Here is an 18,461-nt window from a genome sequence, read left to right on the forward strand (position 1 = left end):
CTCAGCGGGTCGCCTTCAGCCGCTCGGTCGCGCGACGGCGCAGCAGCCAGCGCGCGACCAGCGCCAGCAGCAGGCTGACCACGCCCACCAGCACGCCCAACCAGATCGGGTTGTTGCCGAAGAACCAGCGCATCATCGTCAGCGGCGGCAGGTGGCCGACGTAGTAGGTCTGGTTGCCGGCCAGGCTGCGCACCTTGTCCTGCTGCAGCAGCACCACGCTGCCCTGGAAATCGCGCAGCTTGTCCGGATCGAACCAGGCCTGGAACAGGCGCTGGGCCTGCGAGGGATCGTCGGCGAGCAGCGCGACCACGCTGCGGCCCTTCTTCAGCGGCGACTCGAAGCCCATCAGCACCACGTCGCCGGCATCGGGCTTGACCGCCACCTCGGCCGTGGTCGGCAGGTCGGTACGACGCGCATCCGGGGAGAGGAAACCGGGCATGTGGTCATAGACCCAGTCCGAGAGCCGGAACCGGCGCGCGTTGGCGGCGTCGCCGATCGGCAGGTGCTCGGCCCAGCGCTCGTACAGGGGCTGGCTGGTGCGCGAGCCCAGCAGCAGCAGGTCGTAGTCCGCGTATTCCTCGACCTGCCGCGCCAGGATGATGCTGTTGCGCAGCGCCGGGTACCCGGTCGATGCGCCCATCCGGCCGAGCAGGGTCAGCGCGTTGCCGACATCCTCGCCGCTGGCGTTGTCCGGCATCACCAACGCGGTTTCCGACAGGTCGGCCATGCGCGTGAACGGGAAGCCGGCGTTGCCCAGCGCGGCCAGGTTCGGCATCGCCATGTAGTGATGGAAGCCGCTCAGGTCGATGGTGGAGTCGTCGTCGATCGCCGCCGACACGTCCGGGAACGTGTTCTTGCAGGCGCCGGCCTGCGGGCGGTCGAAGAAGAAGTGGAACCGCAGCTGGCTGTTGGACGAGAACGGCCCGGTCGGCAGGGTCAGCGCCTGCTCGATCGGCATCGCGCCCTGTGGCTTGAGCTTGTGGATCAGCTGCATCGGCACCGACGGCGCGTACGGACGGCCGTTGAGCGGCAGCGTGGTCACGAACGCATCGTTGATGCTGATGTTCAGCGCCGACTTGTCCGCACCTTCGGGCAGCGTGTAGCGGTAGCGCAGGTCGACCGGGATGCCGTCGCGGCGCCAGACGAACAGGTCCGGCGGCAGCTGCAGGCCGATCCGGATCAGGTCGGGGTGGTAGCCGACCACGTTGAGCTCGCCGGTGCGGTCGACCAGTTCGGAGAAGCGCACCGCGCGATCGGTGGGGATCCAGTTGGGTGCGTCGTACGGCACACGCGCCGACACGTCCTTGAGCTCGCCGATGGTCGCGGTGGCGCCGGTCAGCGGGGTGCCAAGCGCCAGCGCGGTGGCCGCCACGCGCAGTTCCTCCTCGTCGCGGCCCAGCACCAGCAGCAGTTTGCCGTTGGGGTCCTGCGGATTGCTCACCACCGACAGGGTCGGGCCGCTGATCTCCGGCAGGGTCAGGCCGGCCGGCGGATGACGGTTGGTCGCCACCACCACCGCGTTGCCTTCCAGCGGCAGCGCATCGATCGACGCCGGGAACAGCGCGCCGCGGTAGCCGGCCAGCGCGCCGAACCACGAGGACACGATGCCGGCGGCCTGCAGCTGGCCGCCGCCGGGCTGGCCGGCGAACACGAACGGCAGTTCCAGGCGGCTGGTGTCGCGCGCATCGAAGAACGGCACCGGCAGCAGCGCCAGGTCGTTGGTCAGCTGCAGCGGCGCCCAGCCCAGCTCCAGGTAGCTGGCGCTGTCGATGTTGGCCCACAGGCTGGTGTGGTCCGGGTCCTCGCAGTCGCGGGTGTAGTGGCCGATCAGCTGCAGGTTGATCCGGTTGTAGTCGATGATCATGCGCGGATCGATGTCGATGTCGCGCTCCAGCTGGCGCCCGGCATCCTCGACCGGCACCGGGATCGTGGCCACGGTGACATCGTTGACCGTCACCTTCAGGTGGGACAGGTCCGGCAGCAGCGCGGGCGAGTAGCTGTACTTCAGGTGCAGGGTGGCGCGGTCGACGACCTGGTCGTTGCGCACCGAGAACGGCACGCCGGCCGTGCCCTGGATGCCGCGCAGCGTGATCTCGTAGTCGATGCCCAGCTGCTTGAGGGTCGAGCGGCTCTGCCGCAGCGATGCCGGGACCGGCGCCGCCAGTGCGGCGGGGTCGGCGGCCGATGCGTCCACCGCCGCGTCGGGCGGCGGCACGGCCAAGGGCTGTGCGGCGGTGGCCTGCGGATCCTGGGCGTGTGCCAGGCCGAACAGGAAGGTGAAGGCGAAGGCGGTCGGGGCTTTCAGGCGCATGCGGAACCGGGGCGTGGCGGACGGGCGTCGGGTGGCGCGGGCGGTCATGCGGAATCTCCGGAACGCTGCGAGCGGAATCCCTGCCGCCCGCTGGTGACGATGTGGCGACCGAGCCGCTGGAAACCGCGGGCGCTGGCCTTGAGCACGCCCGAGAGCGAACGCAGGAAGGTGTCGCGATCGTGCTGCCCCCACTGCGAGACCCAGATGTCGGCACGGGCGAAGGTCGAGGCGACCAGCCAGCGCTCCTGCTCCAGCGTCATCTCGTCGAACTGGATGCTCAGCCCGCTGTCGTCGCGGTCCTGGCGCACGATGGCCGGCAGCCGATGGCTGCGGTTGCGGTGGCGCAGCTCGATCTCGACCTCGGTCCCCGGATGGATCGGCTGCGGCACGTCCAGCCGCAGCGCCATGCCGCCGGTGGAGAAATTGACCGTGCTGCAGGCCAGGGCCTGGCCGTCGCGCAGATGCAGCACCGCCGGCATCTGCAGCGGCACGCGGTGCGCGCGGCGGATCTGGCGCTGCTCGCTGGAGGTGGCGATGGTCGCGCCGAGGATGATCATGTTGTAGATCGTCCAGCCCAGGTTGAGCCAGATCGTGTTGACCTCGCCATTGGTGTCGGCCATCAGCAGGCGCAGCACGCCGGCGGCGACGCCGGCCAGGTTCAGCGCCAGCAGGAACAGGTAGGGCTTGGCGATCTGCGCATCGAAGTAGCTGCGCTCGACCAGGCCGCCCTTGGCGGTCACGTTGAACTTGCCCAGCTTGGGATTGATCACCGCCATCAGGGTCGGGCGCAGGATGTACCAGGCCAGCGTGGTCTCGTAGACCTCGTTCCACAGCAGGTGGCGGTGCTTGCCCTGCACGCGCAGGTTGGTGATGCTCGACTGGATGATGTGCGGCAGCGCGTAGGCCAGGATCATCAGCGCCGAGGCATGGATCACGTGCGCGCCGAAGAACAGGAAGGCCAGCGGCGCGGTCAGGAAGATGATCCGCGGCAGGCCATAGAAGAAGTGCAGCATCGCGTTGCTGTAGCAGATGCGCTGCGCCATCCCCAGGCCCTTGGCGAACATGGGGTTGTCGACGCGGAAGATCTGCGCCATGCCGCGCGCCCAGCGGATGCGCTGGCCGACGTGGGCCGACAGGCTCTCGGTGGCCAGGCCGGCCGCCTGCGGGATCGGCAGGTAGGCGCTGCGGTAGCCGGCGCGGTGCAGGCGCATCGCGGTATGCGCGTCCTCGGTCACCGTTTCCACCGCCACGCCGCCGATCTCCTCCAGCGGCCCGCGCCGGATCACCGCGCAGGACCCGCAGAAGAAGGTCGCGTCCCACTGGTCGTTGCCGTCCTGCAGCAGGCCGTAGAACAGCTCGCCCTCGTTGGGCACCTTGCCGAAGGTGCCGAGGTTGCGCTCGAACGGGTCCGGCGAGAAGAAATAGTGCGGGGTCTGCACCACGGCCAGCCCGGCGTCGCGCAGGAAGCCGCCCATCGACACCTGCAGGAACGAGCGGGTCGGCATGTGGTCGCAGTCGAAGATCGCGACGAACTCGCCACAGGTCTTCTTCAGCGCGGCGTTGATGTTGCCGGCTTTGGCGTGGTTGTTGTTGGTGCGGGTGATGTAGTGCACGCCGACCTGCTCGCAGAACTCGCGGAACTCGTCGCGGCGGCCGTCGTCGAGCAGGTAGATGTTGAGCTTGTCGGCCGGCCAGTCGAGCACGGTGGCGGCCAGCACGGTGGTGCGCACCACCGACAGCGGTTCGTTGTAGGTCGGGATGAACACGTCGACCGTCGGCCACAGCGACTGGTCCTCGGGCAACGGCACCGGCTTGCGGTTGAGCGGCCAGGCGATCTGGAAGTAGCCCAGCACCAGGATCAGGAACGCATAGATCTCGGCCAGCACCAGGCCCAGGCCCAGGGTCACGTCGACGATGCTGCCCACGCCCATCGTCTCGGTCAGGCGCCAGTACATGTAGCGGGTGGACATGGTCAGCGACAGCCCCATGAGCACCAGCACGACCAGCCGGCTCTCGCGGTTGCGCAGGACCATGGCGATGAGGAACACCACCGCCGAGAACGCCAGCTGCTGGCCGACGTCCAGCGGCACGGTCACCACGAACGCCAGGAACAGCAGCCCGACCACGCACAGCGTCCAGAACGCCACCTTCGCCACAAAGGCATCCCCTGCCGGGGTGGACCGCAGACCCATGAAACTCCCCTAAAACGATCGGCCGCGGTCGCGGCCTCCGCATATCTACCGGAAACAACGTGCCGATCCTGTCATGGATCGGCGCCTGCGGCGAGGCAGGTCGGTCAGGAAGCGCGGAAGCGGCTCAGCGGGCTGTCGTCGGACCGGTCGGCCGGCAGCGGCGCATCGGCCAGGCGCTGGAACAGGCGGTCCAGCGAGGTCTTGGCCGCTGGCTTGCCGGCCGCGTCCTTCGCTTCGATCCGGACTACGCTGGCGATCACCGGTACGGCCGGCTTCTCCAGCACCGGCTCGACGACCTCGGCCGCCACCGGCGTCGCCACCAGCGGTGCCTCGGGCGCTGCCGGGCTTGTCGGCGCTGCGGCGACCGGCAGGGGCGGCGGTGCAGCGGCCGGCTCGCGCCGCGACGGGCCGCTGACCGGGGTCTGCAGCTGGCTGTCGGAGAAATCGCGGTAGCCGCCGTTGTCGCCACGTCCGTCCAGCCGCTGGAACAGGCCGGCGATGTCGTCGTGGTCGGCGGTGGAGGGGGTCTTGTGCTTGCTCATGACGTCTCGACGGGTCAGGACACGCGTGAAAGGACGAAGGTCGTCAGGTCCTGCGACCCGGCGTCGGCGATGCGGACATCGAGCCCGGCCGCCATGCCGGCGGCGCGGAACCAGCCGCGGTAGACACCTTCGAGAAATCCGGCCGCCCAGCTGGCGCGGACGCCGAGCGCCGCCGACAGCGGCGATGCGGCATGCCGGATCAGCACCTGGTCGGGCCGCTCCTCGAACGCGACGAAGCCCCAGTCCAGGGTCGACCACATCGTGTTGGCCGCGCCTTCCAGCGCGTCCAGGCTCGCGGCGCCGGGCAGCGGCTGGGCCTGGGCGAAGCGCTCGCCGATGCGGGCCATCAGCCGGGCCAGGTCCGCTTCCGGCAGCGCGTGCTCGAACTCCTCGCCGAGCGCGCGCAGAAAGCCGCGCCACTGCGCGGCGCAGGCGTGGGAACGGTGATAGTCGAGCAGGTCGGGAGGGGTCATCCGTGTGTCCGGAGGCAGACCGGTCCGTGGGGGGCATCGAAGTGGAAGCAAGATCGGTGCCAAAAAATCGACACCCGGGAAAATATGAGAACTCCATCCCATATCGCTTCCCGCGAACCGTCGCTCCAGTCGAAAAGTGCGCACCCAGTCAAAAAATGACGCACTGCGTCATCCACGATACCGGGGGCTGCGGCCGGTTCCAAGGGCCGCACCGCGAAGCTGGGAAGGCGGTCGCTGTACCGCTCAGCGTTCCAGCCGTTGCTGGAATCCGGCCAGAAAGGCCTCGATCTGCGCGCGGGTGCGCGCATCCTGCAGTTGTCCGTCGGCATCGAACGCCTGCCCCGCGAGCGACACCAGCACCCTGCCCCCAGCCCAGAGGTCGCACCCCAGGGTCCGCAGCACCGGCAGCCACGCGTCCTGCGCGAGGATCGTGCCGAACCTGCCGGGCGAGGCGCCGATCAGTGCCACGGGCCGGCCGCCGAACAGCGCCGGAATCCCGGCAGCCGGGCGCGACAGCCAGTCGATGGCGTTCTTGAACACGCCCGGGATGCCGTTGTTGTACTCGGGCGTGGCCAGCAGCAGACCGTCCGCGGCCAGGATCCGCGCCTTCAGCGCCTCGACTGCCGGCGGAATCCCCTGCCCGGCCTCCAGGTCGCCGTCGTAGAGCGGGATGCCGTGCAGCGTGACGACCTCCAGCTCCATGCCGGCCGGCGCGAGGCCGGCGGCCGCGTGCAGCAGCGCGGTGTTGAGCGAGCCGGCGCGCAGGCTGCCGGACATGCCGAGGATGCGGGTCATGCGGTGTCTCCCGTCCAGTGGTCGATCCGGTCCGCGCGCCGCGACACGATGCGCGCGCCCTGGCGCAGGGTCAGCGTCACCGGCGTGCGCTGGACCACGTCCAGCAGCCGGTCCCACCGCGCATCGTCGAGCGCACCGCCGGCGTGCAGCACGCGCTCGATGCGGACCGCGCCGTCGGCGTCCTTCAACAGGGTCAGTTCGGCACGGAAACCGCCCAGGTCCCAGCCCTTGCGCTGCGCGTACATGCGCAGCGTGATCGCAGTGCAGGCGGCCAGCCCGGACAGCACCAGGTCGTAGGGCGCGGGACCGGCATCGCCGCCACCGGCGCTGGCCGGCTCGTCGGCGACCAGCGCATGGCCACCGGCCTGAAGCTCGTGGCGATGGTCGGGGCCGGAGGCGACGATGCCGACGCGGGAGATGGTCCTCATCGATGCGTGCTCACAGCTCGGGCGGCAGGCCGAACACCTGCCGCAGGTAGGAGAGATAGCCCGGGTCGTCGCACATGCTCTTGCCTGGCGAATCGCTGAGCTTGGCCACCGGCTGGCCATTGCAGCGGACCATCTTGATCACGATGTTCAGCGGCGTCGGGCCCAGGTCGTTGGTCAGGTGCGTGCCGACCCCGAACGCGGTCTGGCAGCGGCCGCGGAAGTAGTCGTACAGGCGCATCACCTTGTCGATGTCCAGGCCGTCGCTGAACACCAGGATCTTGCTGACCGGATCGACCCGGCGGCTGCGGAAGTGCGCCAGCATGCGGTCGCCCCAGGCGAACGGGTCGCCCGAGTCGTGCCGCACGCCGTCGAACAGCTTGCAGAAGTACATGTCGAAATCGCGCAGGAAGGCTTCGAGCCCGACCACGTCCGACAGCGCGATGCCGAGGTCGCCGCGGTACTCGCGTGCCCACGACTCCAGCGCGGCCACCTGCGAGTCGCGCAGGCGCGGGCCCAGCGCCTGGAACGCCTGCAGGTACTCGTGCGCCATCGTGCCGTGCGGGGTCATGCCGTACAGGCGCGCGAAATGCACGTTGCTGGTGCCGACGAACTGGTCGCCGAGCTGCTCGCGCAGCAACGGCAGCATGTGCCCGTGCCAGTGCCGCGAATAACGGCGGCGGCTGCCGTAGTCGGCGATGCGGCACTGCTCGAAGCCGGGCGCGTCGCGCAGCAACGCGGTCTTGGCCCGCAGCCGGCGCTCGCCCTCGGCGAAGTCGGCCGCGCTGGTGTTGCGGAACCAGACCTCGTTGATGATCGCCAGCAGCGGCACCTCGAACATGATCGTGTGCAGCCAGGGCCCGCTGATGTCCAGCTCGATCTCGCCCGGCACCGTCGACGACGGGCGCAGGTCGATGTACTTGCGGTCCAGGTGGAACAGACCGAGGAAATCGGCGAAGTCCGGCTTCACGAAACGCAGGCCGCGGATGTAGTCCAGCTCCTCGGCCGAGAAGCGCAGGCTGCACAGATGATCGATCTCGGCGTTGATCTGGTCGATCCAGCGCGCCAGGTCGATGCCGGGCGTGCGGCACTTGAACCGGTACTGCACGATCGCGCCGGGGTGCTGGTGCAGCACCGCCTGCATCATCGTGAACTTGTAGAGGTCGGTGTCGAGCAGGGACTGGATGATCATCGGTGTTCCGTAGGGCACGGCCGGCGCGTGCGGCGCCAGGCGGAAGGGAGGCTCACGGGCGCAGGTGCCGGCGCAGGACGACGGCACCGAAATGCGCCCAGATCATCGCGAAGACCAGGCCGCGCGTGACCGGCCCGCGCCGCGCCGCCTCGAATCGGCTGAAATAGCGCCACAGGCCGCGATGCTTGTGCCATTCGACGAACACCGGCCTGGACCGGCTGGACACGCCGCGGATGTGCACGACGCTGACGTCGTTGGCCACCGCGACCACCGCCCCGGCCTCGCGCACGCGCCGGCACAGGTCCAGGTCCTCGGCATGCAGCCGGTAGCCGGTGTCGAAGCCGCCGATCGCCTCGAACACCGCGCGCGGCACCAGCATCAGCGCACCGGACACGGCCTCGACCGGCTGCAGCACGCACGCCGGGTCGGCGGCCACGTCCAGCCGCGCGCCGGCCGCGGGCGCGCGCAGCATCGCGGCGAAATCCGGATCGCGCCGGCGCGCGGCGCCGTCGGCGATGCCGTCCTCGTCGCGCAGGTCGGCGCCGACCAGTGCACGGCCACCCAGTGCGTCGGCGTGCAGGCGCAGGCGCCGCAGCGAATCCGGATGCACCCGCAGGTCCGGATTGACGAAGGCCAGCCAGGGCGCGTCCGAGTCGGCGGCACCCTGGTTGCAGGCCACCGCGAAACCGGGGTTGTCGGGATTGGCGATGAAGCGCAGCCGCGGGTCGGCCACCGCGTGCCGCTGCACGATCTCCAGGGTGCCGTCATCCGAGCCGTTGTCGACCACCCGGATCTGGACCACATCCTCGGCGGCGCGCAGCCGCGCCAGGCAGTCGTCCAGCGTGGAGGCGCTGCGGTAGCTGACCACCACCGCGGCGATGCCGGTCGCGCTCATGCCGACTCTCCCGCGACGTGGCCGGCCGGCGGCTGGAACAGGTCGTCCTGGGCCACCTGGCGCAGGCTCCGGTGCAGCGTCTGCAGCTCACCCCGCTGCGCATGCAGCGGATCGTCCATCAGGAAGCGGGCCAGGCGCGCATGCCAGGTCGGCCAGCGGGCGGCCAGCGCGTCCATGTCGCCATCGGACGGGCCACCCTCGCCGCCGCGGGCGACATAGGCGGTCTCGCACAGCACGTTGCGCCAGCCGAGCCCGCTCAGGCGCAGCGACAGGTCGATCAGCGCCGCGTACCAGGAGTCGAAGCTGTCGACATCCAGCCCACCGGCGCGCAGACGGGCGCTGCCACGGATGGCGACCGCGTGCGCGACCGCGGCCGGAAGCTCCGGGTGCAGCGGCGGCATGGCCGCGCAGGCCTGCGCGGTGAGCGCCGGCTCGGCCGGCGGCGGCATCACCTCGCCCAGCCGCGGCCAGGCGGCGGTTTCGCCGGCGTTGCACCATGGGGTCGCCGTGGCCACGGCCGGATCGCGCGCCAGGCAGGCCGCAAGCTGGACCAGCCAGCCCGGCAGCGGCCGCGCATCGGCCGACAGCACCACGACGTCGGCGCCACCGCAGGCCAGCAGCATTTCCTGCAGGTGCGCGACCTGGCCGATGCCGCGCGGCCGGCGCGTGTACTCGGCCTGCAGCCGGGTCCGCGCCAGCCAGCCTTCGACGATGGCGATGCCGCGCGGGCCCGCGCAGGCGTCGTCGGCCAGCCAGACGGGGGTGCCCGCCGGCGTGCCGGCCTCCAGCGCGGCCAGGCAGGCATCCAGTGCATCCTCGTCGGCGCCGAGCGGCAGCAGCACGATGGGTAGGTCGCTCACGATGGGGACGCGGACTCGTCTTCGGACATGCGGACTTTATCAGGGCCGGGCATGCGGCCGGCCGCCTGCCCGGCGCCTGGCAGGCACGCGCACACCGGCCTCAGCGGCGGCGCGCCAGCGCCCGCCGCAGCGCCTCGACCGCGGCCGGGTCCAGGTAGTGCGGGCCCTCGAACAGGTACACGCCCTCGCCTCGGTACGCGCGCAACTGGGCCACCAGCTCGCCGGTGGTGGCGGCGCGGAAGCCTCCGGCCGGGTCCGGACGGAACGCTTCGACGACCAGGCGCACCCGATCCCGGCCCAGCGCCGACCGCAGCGCCGCCAGGTAGTCGACCGCGACCTGCGGCTGGCGGGTATGCAGCCCGACCCCGTCCTGGAACAGCACGCCGACATCGTCCGGCAGCCACGCCTGCAGCCATGCCGCCAGCGCCGCACCGCCGATGTTGTGGTTGTCGTAGACGCTCACCCACAACGGACGCGGCAGCGCCGCCAGCTGCGCGGCCATGGCCGGCGCATCGGTCCAGCCGGGATCGATCTCGACCGGGAAGTACCAGGCCACCACGTTGACCGGCGGCGCGTGGGCGATCACGCACCGCGAGCGCTCGACCAGTGCGGCGACCTCGCCGCGCGCGCGTGCCTCGTCGTAGTCGCCGGCCAGCCCGAGGATGACCTGGCGCGCCCACGGTTCGTCCGCGATGCGCGCCCAGTCGGGCAGGCCCGCGTCCACCGGCGGCGTTCCGCAGCCGGCCACGAAGCCGTGCGGGCCGGCCTGGCTCCATTGCACGACCAGGGTCCGTGCGCCGAGCCGCTGCCAGCTGCCCTGCGGGCGCACGGTAGCGGCATCGGGCTGCCAGAAGATGCCCTCGATGCGTGCCGCATCGCGCGCCTGTGCGGCAGCGGCCGACGCGAGCGCCAGCCCCAGCAGGCAGGCGCGCATCAGCGGGCGGTTCGGCACACAGCGCATGCGTGGATCGAGGCGGCGGGATCAGTAGCCGAGCGTAGCGCGGATGAACCAGCCCTCGGCGCGCGGATCGCCGGCCAGGCGCAGGCGGTACTGCGCCGACAGCTCGATCCAGGAGCGCGGCGCGTGGTGGGCGTCCTCGCGGAACCAGCGGCGCACGCCGAGGCCGGGCCCGGCACCGGCCGCATCGGCGCGCGCGAAGGCCTCGTTGTGCTCGACCACCATCGCCAGATGCGGAGTGAGCAGGGTCGTCTGGCCCAGCCGCCAGGTGCGTCCGGCCTGGCCTTCGCCGATCGCGTAGGTCCAGCCGTGGTCCAGATAGCGTCCGGCCTCCAGGTAGAGCTGGCCGCTCCACCATGCCGGCACGTCCATGCGCAGGTCGGTGCCGCGACCGTGCGACCAGGCCGCGCGCAGCAACCAGTCGTCGATCGCCGCGTCGCCGACGTGCTGCAGCCGTTCGACCGCCAGCACCAGGTTCTGGCTGCGCAGCGGCCGTGCGCGCACGCCGAAGGCGGCCTGCAGGCTGTCGCCACCGGTGACCGCACCGTCCTGGCTCCACGCATTGCCGGTCAGCCGCGCGTGGAGTTCGAGATATCGGCCCTGCCGCTGCAGCGCCTGCGGACGCAGATACCCTTCCCAGCCCAGCTGCAGGGCATCGCCGGGCAGGCGGGTGCCGCCCAGGCCGGCCAGGCGGCTGTCGCCGCGGTAGCTGGCCGACGCGATGAAGCCACGGTCGCGCTCGAGTTCGGAAAGCGCGCGGCGGATGCCGAAGCGCGGCTGTGGCGCCAGCGGCAGGGTCCCGGCATCGGCCGCATCCAGGCTGCGGTGGAAATAGCCGGCCGCGCGCGTGCGCGCATCGACCCGCAGCGAGGCGTAGGCGGCATCGGCGAGCATCGTGTCCGGCAACGCGCCGGCGGCATCGAGGTCGGCGATCAGCGCCAGTGCGGCGGGGGCGTCGCCGGCGGCGAGCGCGCGGTAGGCCAGGTCGGCACGCAGCGCATCGGCCTGGCGACGTGGGGCCGCGCCATCCGCGGCGATCATCGCGGCGCCGTCCAGCAGGGCCAGCGCCACCACGGGATCGGCCGCCATCTGCCGCTGCGCCTGCTCGGCCAGGCGGTAGGACGGCAGCGCCGGCGACGGCAGTCCACAGTAGATGCCGAAATGGTCCTCGCCGCAGGCGATCACCACGCGCTCCGCAGGCAACGACGCGACCAGCGCCGGTGCGACGCCGCCGCTGGCGATGGCCTCCACGAGCCGGTCCCGTTCCGCCAGGGCCGGTTGCAGCGCCGCATCGGCGGCGCTTTCGCCGCGCTGCAGCCACTGGCGGGCCTGCTGAAGGTCGCCATCGACCAGGGCGGCATCGGCCAACGCGATCCGCAGGCGCGCAGCGGTCGCTGGCGGCACCTGCTGCAGGCCATCGCGCCAGGCCTGACGCGCCCGGCTCGTGTCGCCGTCGCGCTGCTGCAGCAGCGCCCCCAGCACCAGCCACGACGCCGGATCCTGCCCGGCCTGCGCGGTCGCACGCCGCGCCGCGTCGATCGCCGCGTCGACATCGCCGAGGTCCAGCTGCTGGCGGATCCGCAGCAGGTGCGCGGCCGTCAGATCGGGGGCGAACCGCAGCGCCTCGTCGGTCGCGGCCGTTGCGACGTCCGCGGCACCGCCGCCCGTGGCCGCCCAGGCGCGTCGCAGCGCATCGTCCGCCAGCTGGCGGGCGATGACGCCGCGGCGTGCGCGCAGGTCCGCATCATCCGGCCGCACGCGCAGCGCCTGTTCCACGACCTGCCAGGCCTGGGTCCAGGCACCCGCCGCCTGCAGCCGATGCAGCCGCGTGTTCCAGTCGACCGCACCGGTGGACGTGCCGGCCATGGCGGCCCTGCGCGCGCCGGGCATCGCCGGTGCCGCAGCGGGCACGGCCGCGGCGGCGCGTTCGGTCTCGGCCAGCAGTGTCCGCAGCTGCGGCAGGTCCGGGCGCAGCCGCACCGCCTCTCGCGCGTAATCGCGCGCGCGTTCATGGTCGCCGCGAGCATGCGCGGCGTAGGCCTGCTCGGCGATGCGATAGGCCGCGCCGGCGAGCGGCGGCGGCGCGTCCGTTGCATGCGCGGCGGCCGGCACGGCGAGGCACGCCAGCAGGGCGCAGGCGAGCACGGCGGGAGTGGGCGTCATGCGGGCAGCACCGTCTGCGGCGCGGCCTGGGCACGGCGCCGTTGTTCGTCCACCGCCTCGGCGATGGCCTCGTGGGTGGCGACGCCCTCGCGCACCAGGTACTCGCCGATGCGGCCGTGACGCTGTGGGCGGTAGGCCGCCATCGCCGTTTCGAAGGCGGCGCGCTGCACCAGTCCGAGTTCGACCAGCAGGTCGCCCAGCAGCGGCGCATGCGCGGGCAGCGGCCGGCCGCCGCGCAACTGGCGCAGGCCGGCGCTGATCTCGCTCTCGCGGGCGACCGACTGGCGCACGCGCGCCACGCCGGTCGACTGCCGCAACGCCTCCAGCGTGGCCTCCGGCAGCGGGCTGCCGACCGCGACGTGCAGCTCGCCCTCCGGCCCGGGCAACGGCAGCACGCGCGCCGCCACGCACAGGTCGTCCGGCAGCGCCGGGCGCGCGAGCGTCGCCTGCCAGTCCGGCGCGAACACCGCGCGCGGCAGGTCGTACTGGTAGGCGATCGCCTCGGCCAGGGTCTCGTCGTCGAGCCAGCCATGGGCGAGCAGGATCCGCCCCAGCGGCTGCGGCTTGCCGGCCTGTTCCTCCAGCGCACGGTCGATCTTGTCCGGCTCCACCGCCTGCCACAGCGCCAGCAGCTCGCCCAAGCGGCGCCGGGTCTGCACCAGCTGCTCCTGCGAGGGGAAATCGTGCATGGTCTTGTCCCAAACCATGCGCCGGCCGAGCAGCAGGTAGGCCAGGAAGATCTTCCAGGCACGCGCGGCGGCCATGAAGTTGATCACGTTGCCCACGACCATGCGCGGCACCGACATCAGCGCGTGCTCCCAGCCGTACAGGCGGTTGACGAAGTACACGCGCTGCACCACCCGCATCCCCAGCGCAGCCGTGGTGAACAGCGCCACCGCCATCGGCCAGCTGCCGGCCTGGAACACGGTCGGGAAGCGCAGCGTCCAGATCCCCGCCGCCTCCAGCGCCCAGAACAGCAGGAACTGCAGGAACAGCAGATAGGCCAGGATGCTGACGAACGCGGTCACGATGCCCTTGCGGTCGCGGAACAGCAGGTACTTGGTGGTCAGCGGGCCGCGCCAGCCCAGCGTCTCCCAGCTCTGCAGGCCGATGCCCAGGGTCCAGCGCGCCTTCTGCCGGTAGGCGGCGCGGAAGTTGTCGGGAAAATATTCGCGCACGCACAGGGCCATGCGCTGGGTGCGCTCGCGCACCGGCCCCCAGCCGAACCACGACGGGCGCCGCACCCGGAACTGCACCGGGAAGCGGGCGAAGATCGAGCGCATGCCCATCGCCGCCAGGCGCGCGCCGATGTCGTAGTCCTCGGTCAGGCTGTCGGTGTTGAACGGCTGGTTCTGCGAGCTCCCGCACAGCGCCAGCAGCGCGCGCCGCGAGAAGCAGGTGCCGACGCCGGCCGACGGCACCGTGCTGGACACGCTTTCGCGCACGACCAGATCCTTGCCGTGCCACTCGGCGAACTCGTCCATGTAGGTGCCGGCGACCAGCTCGAACCACTCGCGGTCCAGCGAGGCCACCGGCAGCTGGATCATGTCCTTGCGTGGCAGCAGGTAGTTGAAGAACTTCAGCTCCAGCGGATGCAGCACGTCCTCGCTGTCGTGCAGGACCACGCCGGCGAATTCCGTCTCATGCCGCTGCTCGTAGGCGAAGATCGCCTGGATTACCCAGTTCAGGCAGTCGGCCTTGCTGGTGGGGCCGGGATGCGGCACCTCGACCCGGTGCAGCCGGCGGTAGCGCCGGCGCATGCGCTCGACCTCGGCGATGGTGCGCGCGTCGTTGGGGTAGGTGCCGACGAACACCACGTAGTCGCGGTAGTCCATCACATCGACCATGTTCTCGATCATCTGCGCGATGACGTCGTACTCCAGCCAGGCCGGCACCATGATCGCCAGCGGCTGCTCGGGCTGGCGCTGCAGTTCCTCCGCGCTGAGCGGGCGATAGTCCTGGCGGCGCTTGAGCGTCAGCGTCCGCCAGGTCTCGCGGATCCAGTACCAGGCGTCGACGAACAGGTCGTCGAGGCTGGAGATCAGGATCAGCACCGCGACCACCACCGCCACCTGCTCGATGGCGGCGTAGTAGTTGGCCAGGTGGATGTTCCACTGCAGCGCGTCCACCGGGGTCAGTGCTCCCTGCCGGCGCGGCGACGGCGTACCTGGGCCACGCGTGCGGCCAGCAGCATCAGGGCGATCACCACCACCAGCGCCACCAGCCAGACCATGTGCCGCTGCGCGGCCGGGGTCGGGTCGGCGTCCTGCGCCAGGCGTGCGCCGGACGGATCGCGCACGTCGTAGTCCTGCACGACGCCACGCGCGTCGAGCAGGGCCACGCTGCCGCGCACCAGGCGAAGCGGCGAGACGATGCGCGGCTCTCCGAACTCGCGATAGCGCACGCCGGTGTGTCCGCCCTGCTCGACCACCTCGACCACCGCCGCGTCCTGCAGACCGGCCAGATCGAGCACGGTGCGCCCATCCGCGGCCAGGGTCAGGCGCGCCGCGTCCGCACCGCCTTCGGCCGCCTCCAGGAACGACAGGGACGCACCGGCCGCGTCGCCTGCACCGACCGCCAGTTCGGCCTGCAGCGGCGACGCGCCGACCGCGTTGGCGACACGGATCACCTTGGACAGCGAGACCGGCGCATCGGCCAGCCAGGACGCCGGCAGGCGCAGCTGATAGGGACCGGACAGCTGCACGGCGGCCGCGGCGAAGCCATCGACACGGCCGCGGCCCAGGCGGATGTGGCTGCCAGGCAGCACGGTGACCGGATAGGCGGTCACCGGATCGTGGCAGTGCTGGCGCGTGGGCTGGCGCAGGAAGCTCACCCGCACCTCGTTGCGGCCAGCCAGCGCGTGCCGCGGCACCGGAACGCGCACACGCTCCGCCCTGGCATTGCGGTCGAGCACGCGCGCGCCCAGCAGCACATCGTTGAGGAACACCGAGACCACCACGCCATCGCCGGCCGCGTCCGGGGCGCCGGCCAGGTCCAGCACCAGCTCCTCGGGCAGGCCGGCGCCGTCCGCGATCGCGCCGAGGTCGAACGCCATGCTGCGGTCCGCGCGCACCGCCACGTCGACACTGCCCGACATCGGGCCGAACCTGTCCAGCAGGATCCGCCCCTGCTCCGGCCGCACCGGCCCGGCACTGGCGATCCGCAGCGAGCGGCCCACCGCGTACGCACGCCATTGCGCGTCGAGCAGGCCCGCCGCGCGCGCGCCTGCCGTCGCTGCGACCACCAGCACCGGCCCGCCGCCCAGCTGCGCCACCGACAGGTCGCCATCGCCGGCGGCGAACGCCGACATCCCGGCCGCACGCCAGCGGGCGAACGCGGCGGTGGCTTCCGGGCCTGCCGTGGCGACCTCGGCGGCCAGCGCGTCCAGCGCCTGCGCGACCGCGGTACGCAGTGCGTCGTCGGCGATCACCACGTCGGCAGCCAGCGGGCCTGCGGCACCGAGCGAGAGCAGCGCGCCGAGTTCGGCCGGCCCGGCGATGCGATGCGCCCCCGCCGAGGACAGCGCCGCGTAGGCGGGAATGCCGCGCAGGCTCGCCGGTACGTCCAGCGCCGGCACCGCGATCGTGTCGCCGACCGCCGGCAGGGCGACGATGGACACCTGCCGTCCGGCCTTCTCGATCACCGCACCGACCCGCCAGGCCGCGTCGTAGGCCGGCGCGGCCAGACCGCGGCCGGCGACCAGCACGCGCACCTGCCCGGGCAGCGCGCCCCAGGCCTTGGCCACGGTGTCGATCGCCGCGCCATCGACGCTGTAGCGGAAGCGGCTGTCCGGCGAGACGCGCAGGGTGTTGGCCGGTGCGTTCTGGTCGGCGCAGCGGTCATCGGAGACCATCGACCACCAGCCGATGCCGACGCGGACGAAGCCGCTGTCGCGCGGCAGGCCGTCGATGCCGACCAGCTGGCCGGCGTCGCCCTGTTCGTCGGCGATCGCGCGCACCGCGACCGGATCGCCGTCCACCGCCAGCTGCAGCGCGCTGCGTCCGGGATGGCCGCGCAGGTAGCGCGCCTCCAGCTGCAGTTCGGCGCCATGTGTCGGCACGCCCGCCGGCACCGGCAGGTACAGCTCGCGGCGATCGTCGCGACCAGCCAGCACCAGCGGCTGGGCGAAGCCGAGCTCGCGCAGGCTGATCTGACGCTCCAGTGGACGGCTGCCGCTCCACTCGGCGAACTGGCCGGCGACGGTTTCGGCGGCGGACGCGGCAAACGACGCACACAGCGCCACGGCCAGCGGCAGGCAGCGCCAGCGGCGGGCGGCGGAACGGGAAGAGAAGGTCGTCATCGTGGGCTCAACAGGCGGTGGCAAGCAGCGGCGAGGCAGCCGCGGGGACGAAGGCGTCGACCGGCTGACCGGTCAGCGCGGCGACGATGCGCTCGCAGGCGCGCCCATCGCCGTAGGGGCTGGCATGGGGATCGAAGACGGCCGGCCGCACCGGCGCGTCGCAGGCGACGGCGGCCTCGGCCAGCAGGCTGTCGACGCTGGTGCCGACCAGGCGCACCGCGCCGGACGCGACCGCTTCGGGGCGCTCGGTCACCTCGCGCATCACCAGCACGCGGCGGCCCAGTGCAGGCGCTTCTTCCTGCACGCCGCCCGAGTCGGTCAGCACCAGGTGGGCGCGCTGCATCAGGCGGACGAATCCCAGGTAGTCCTGTGGCGGCAGCAGATGGACATTGGCCAGCCCGCCGAGATGGGCGTGGACCGGCGCCTGCACGTTCGGATTCAGGTGCACCGGATAGACGATCTCCACGTCGTCGCGGTGGGCCAGCGCGACCAGCGCGCGGCAGATGTCCTCGAAGCCCTGACCGAAACTCTCGCGGCGGTGGCCGGTGACCAGCACCAGCTTGCGGTTGCCGGCCAGGAACGGGAAGCGCGCATCCAGCAGCGCGCACAGCGCCGGATCGCTCTCGAGCCGGCGCACGGTCTGCGCCAGCGCATCGATCACGGTGTTGCCGGTGACCAGCACGCGGCCGCCGAGATGCTCGGCCGACAGGTTCGCCGCCGCGCTGGCGGTCGGCGCGAACAGCAGGTCGGAAACGACATCGACGAAGCGCCGGTTCATCTCCTCCGGCCACGGCCGCTGCAGGTCGCCGGTGCGCAGGCCGGCCTCGACGTGGGCCACCGGGATCCGGCGATGAAAGGCGGCCAGGGCCGCGGCCATCGCGGTGGTGGTATCGCCGTGGACCAGCACGCGGTCGGGCTGGACCCGGGCGTAGAGCGCATCGAGGGTCTCGAGCAGACGCGTGCACAGGCCGTTGAGCGTCTGGTTGCCGACCATCAGGTCGAGGTCGTGGTCGGGCACGATCCCGAACAGGTCCATCACCTGGTCGAGCATCGCGCGGTGCTGCCCGGTGATGCAGACCCGGGATTCGATGCCGGGCGCCTGCGCGAGCGCGCGCACCAGGGGCCCCATCTTGATCGCCTCGGGGCGGGTTCCGAACACGGAGAGAAGTTTCAAGGCGGCTCGCGGATCCAGCGGAGCTCGCGCCCCAATGGCTCCCTTGCAACAAGAATCAGGCCAATCCGTCGAAATGCCTCATTTCAAAGATGACTCTCATCACATTTCAAATCCTCACGCGCCGCAGTGCGACGCTAGGTGACGCATCGCGTCACATCCCGGCCGGTGTGGCGCGACCCCG

General features: G+C 71.8%; 14 protein-coding genes. All 14 read right to left on the bottom strand.

The window, feature by feature from the left end; translation table 11 throughout:
• Position 1: 1 nt before the first annotated feature.
• Positions 2–2,311 carry a cellulose biosynthesis cyclic di-GMP-binding regulatory protein BcsB gene (gene bcsB / locus IB242_RS12595; RefSeq protein ID WP_192280560.1) on the bottom strand — a complete coding sequence of 770 codons (2,310 nt, stop codon included), beginning with the start codon at positions 2,309–2,311 and terminating at the stop codon, positions 2–4.
• Positions 2,312–2,355: 44 nt separating this feature from the next.
• On the bottom strand, positions 2,356–4,503 hold the full coding sequence (gene bcsA, locus IB242_RS12600; protein ID WP_192279815.1) for a UDP-forming cellulose synthase catalytic subunit: 2,148 nt from the start codon (positions 4,501–4,503) through the stop codon (positions 2,356–2,358).
• Positions 4,504–4,607: 104 nt separating this feature from the next.
• Positions 4,608–5,045 (bottom strand): hypothetical protein, encoded by a 438-nt coding sequence (locus IB242_RS12605; protein ID WP_192279816.1) that lies wholly within the window; start codon positions 5,043–5,045, stop codon positions 4,608–4,610.
• A 14-nt stretch (positions 5,046–5,059) separates the two neighbouring features.
• Positions 5,060–5,518, bottom strand: coding sequence for a cellulose biosynthesis protein BcsD (locus IB242_RS12610; RefSeq protein ID WP_192279818.1), 459 nt, complete (start codon positions 5,516–5,518; stop codon positions 5,060–5,062).
• A 243-nt stretch (positions 5,519–5,761) separates the two neighbouring features.
• Entirely contained in the window at positions 5,762–6,313 is a 552-nt protein-coding gene (locus tag IB242_RS12615; protein WP_192279820.1) for an NADPH-dependent FMN reductase, read from the bottom strand.
• Positions 6,310–6,732, bottom strand: coding sequence for an OsmC family protein (locus IB242_RS12620; protein WP_192280563.1), 423 nt, complete (start codon positions 6,730–6,732; stop codon positions 6,310–6,312). Before IB242_RS12620 ends, IB242_RS12615 begins: the two co-directional genes overlap by 4 nt.
• A 19-nt stretch (positions 6,733–6,751) precedes the next feature.
• Entirely contained in the window at positions 6,752–7,930 is a 1,179-nt protein-coding gene (pncB, locus tag IB242_RS12625; RefSeq protein ID WP_192279822.1) for a nicotinate phosphoribosyltransferase, read from the bottom strand.
• 52 nt (positions 7,931–7,982) lie between these two features.
• On the bottom strand, positions 7,983–8,825 hold the full coding sequence (locus IB242_RS12630) for a glycosyltransferase family 2 protein (RefSeq protein ID WP_192279824.1): 843 nt from the start codon (positions 8,823–8,825) through the stop codon (positions 7,983–7,985).
• Positions 8,822–9,688 (bottom strand): glycosyltransferase family 2 protein, encoded by an 867-nt coding sequence (locus IB242_RS12635; RefSeq protein ID WP_192280565.1) that lies wholly within the window; start codon positions 9,686–9,688, stop codon positions 8,822–8,824. The genes IB242_RS12630 and IB242_RS12635 overlap by 4 nt, the downstream gene beginning before the upstream one ends.
• Before the next feature lie 97 nt (positions 9,689–9,785).
• Positions 9,786–10,646, bottom strand: a complete 861-nt coding sequence (locus IB242_RS12640; RefSeq protein WP_192279826.1) for a hypothetical protein — start codon at positions 10,644–10,646, stop codon at positions 9,786–9,788.
• A 21-nt stretch (positions 10,647–10,667) separates the two neighbouring features.
• Positions 10,668–12,806 (bottom strand): hypothetical protein, encoded by a 2,139-nt coding sequence (locus tag IB242_RS12645; protein WP_192279828.1) that lies wholly within the window; start codon positions 12,804–12,806, stop codon positions 10,668–10,670.
• Positions 12,803–14,935, bottom strand: a complete 2,133-nt coding sequence (locus IB242_RS12650) for a glycosyl transferase family protein (RefSeq protein ID WP_192279830.1) — start codon at positions 14,933–14,935, stop codon at positions 12,803–12,805. Before IB242_RS12650 ends, IB242_RS12645 begins: the two co-directional genes overlap by 4 nt.
• 5 nt (positions 14,936–14,940) lie before the next feature.
• Complete coding sequence (locus tag IB242_RS12655; RefSeq protein WP_192279833.1) at positions 14,941–17,106, bottom strand: cellulose biosynthesis cyclic di-GMP-binding regulatory protein BcsB; 2,166 nt, start codon at positions 17,104–17,106, stop codon at positions 14,941–14,943.
• A gap of 7 nt (positions 17,107–17,113) precedes the next feature.
• The gene (gene wecB, locus IB242_RS12660) at positions 17,114–18,280 is read right to left on the bottom strand and encodes a UDP-N-acetylglucosamine 2-epimerase (non-hydrolyzing) (protein WP_192279835.1); all 1,167 of its coding nucleotides are present in this window, start codon (positions 18,278–18,280) and stop codon (positions 17,114–17,116) included.
• Between the last annotated feature and the right edge of the window lie 181 nt (positions 18,281–18,461).

It is taken from the genome of Xanthomonas sp. XNM01 (assembly GCF_014851915.1).
Classification (GTDB): Bacteria; Pseudomonadota; Gammaproteobacteria; order Xanthomonadales; family Xanthomonadaceae; genus Pseudoxanthomonas.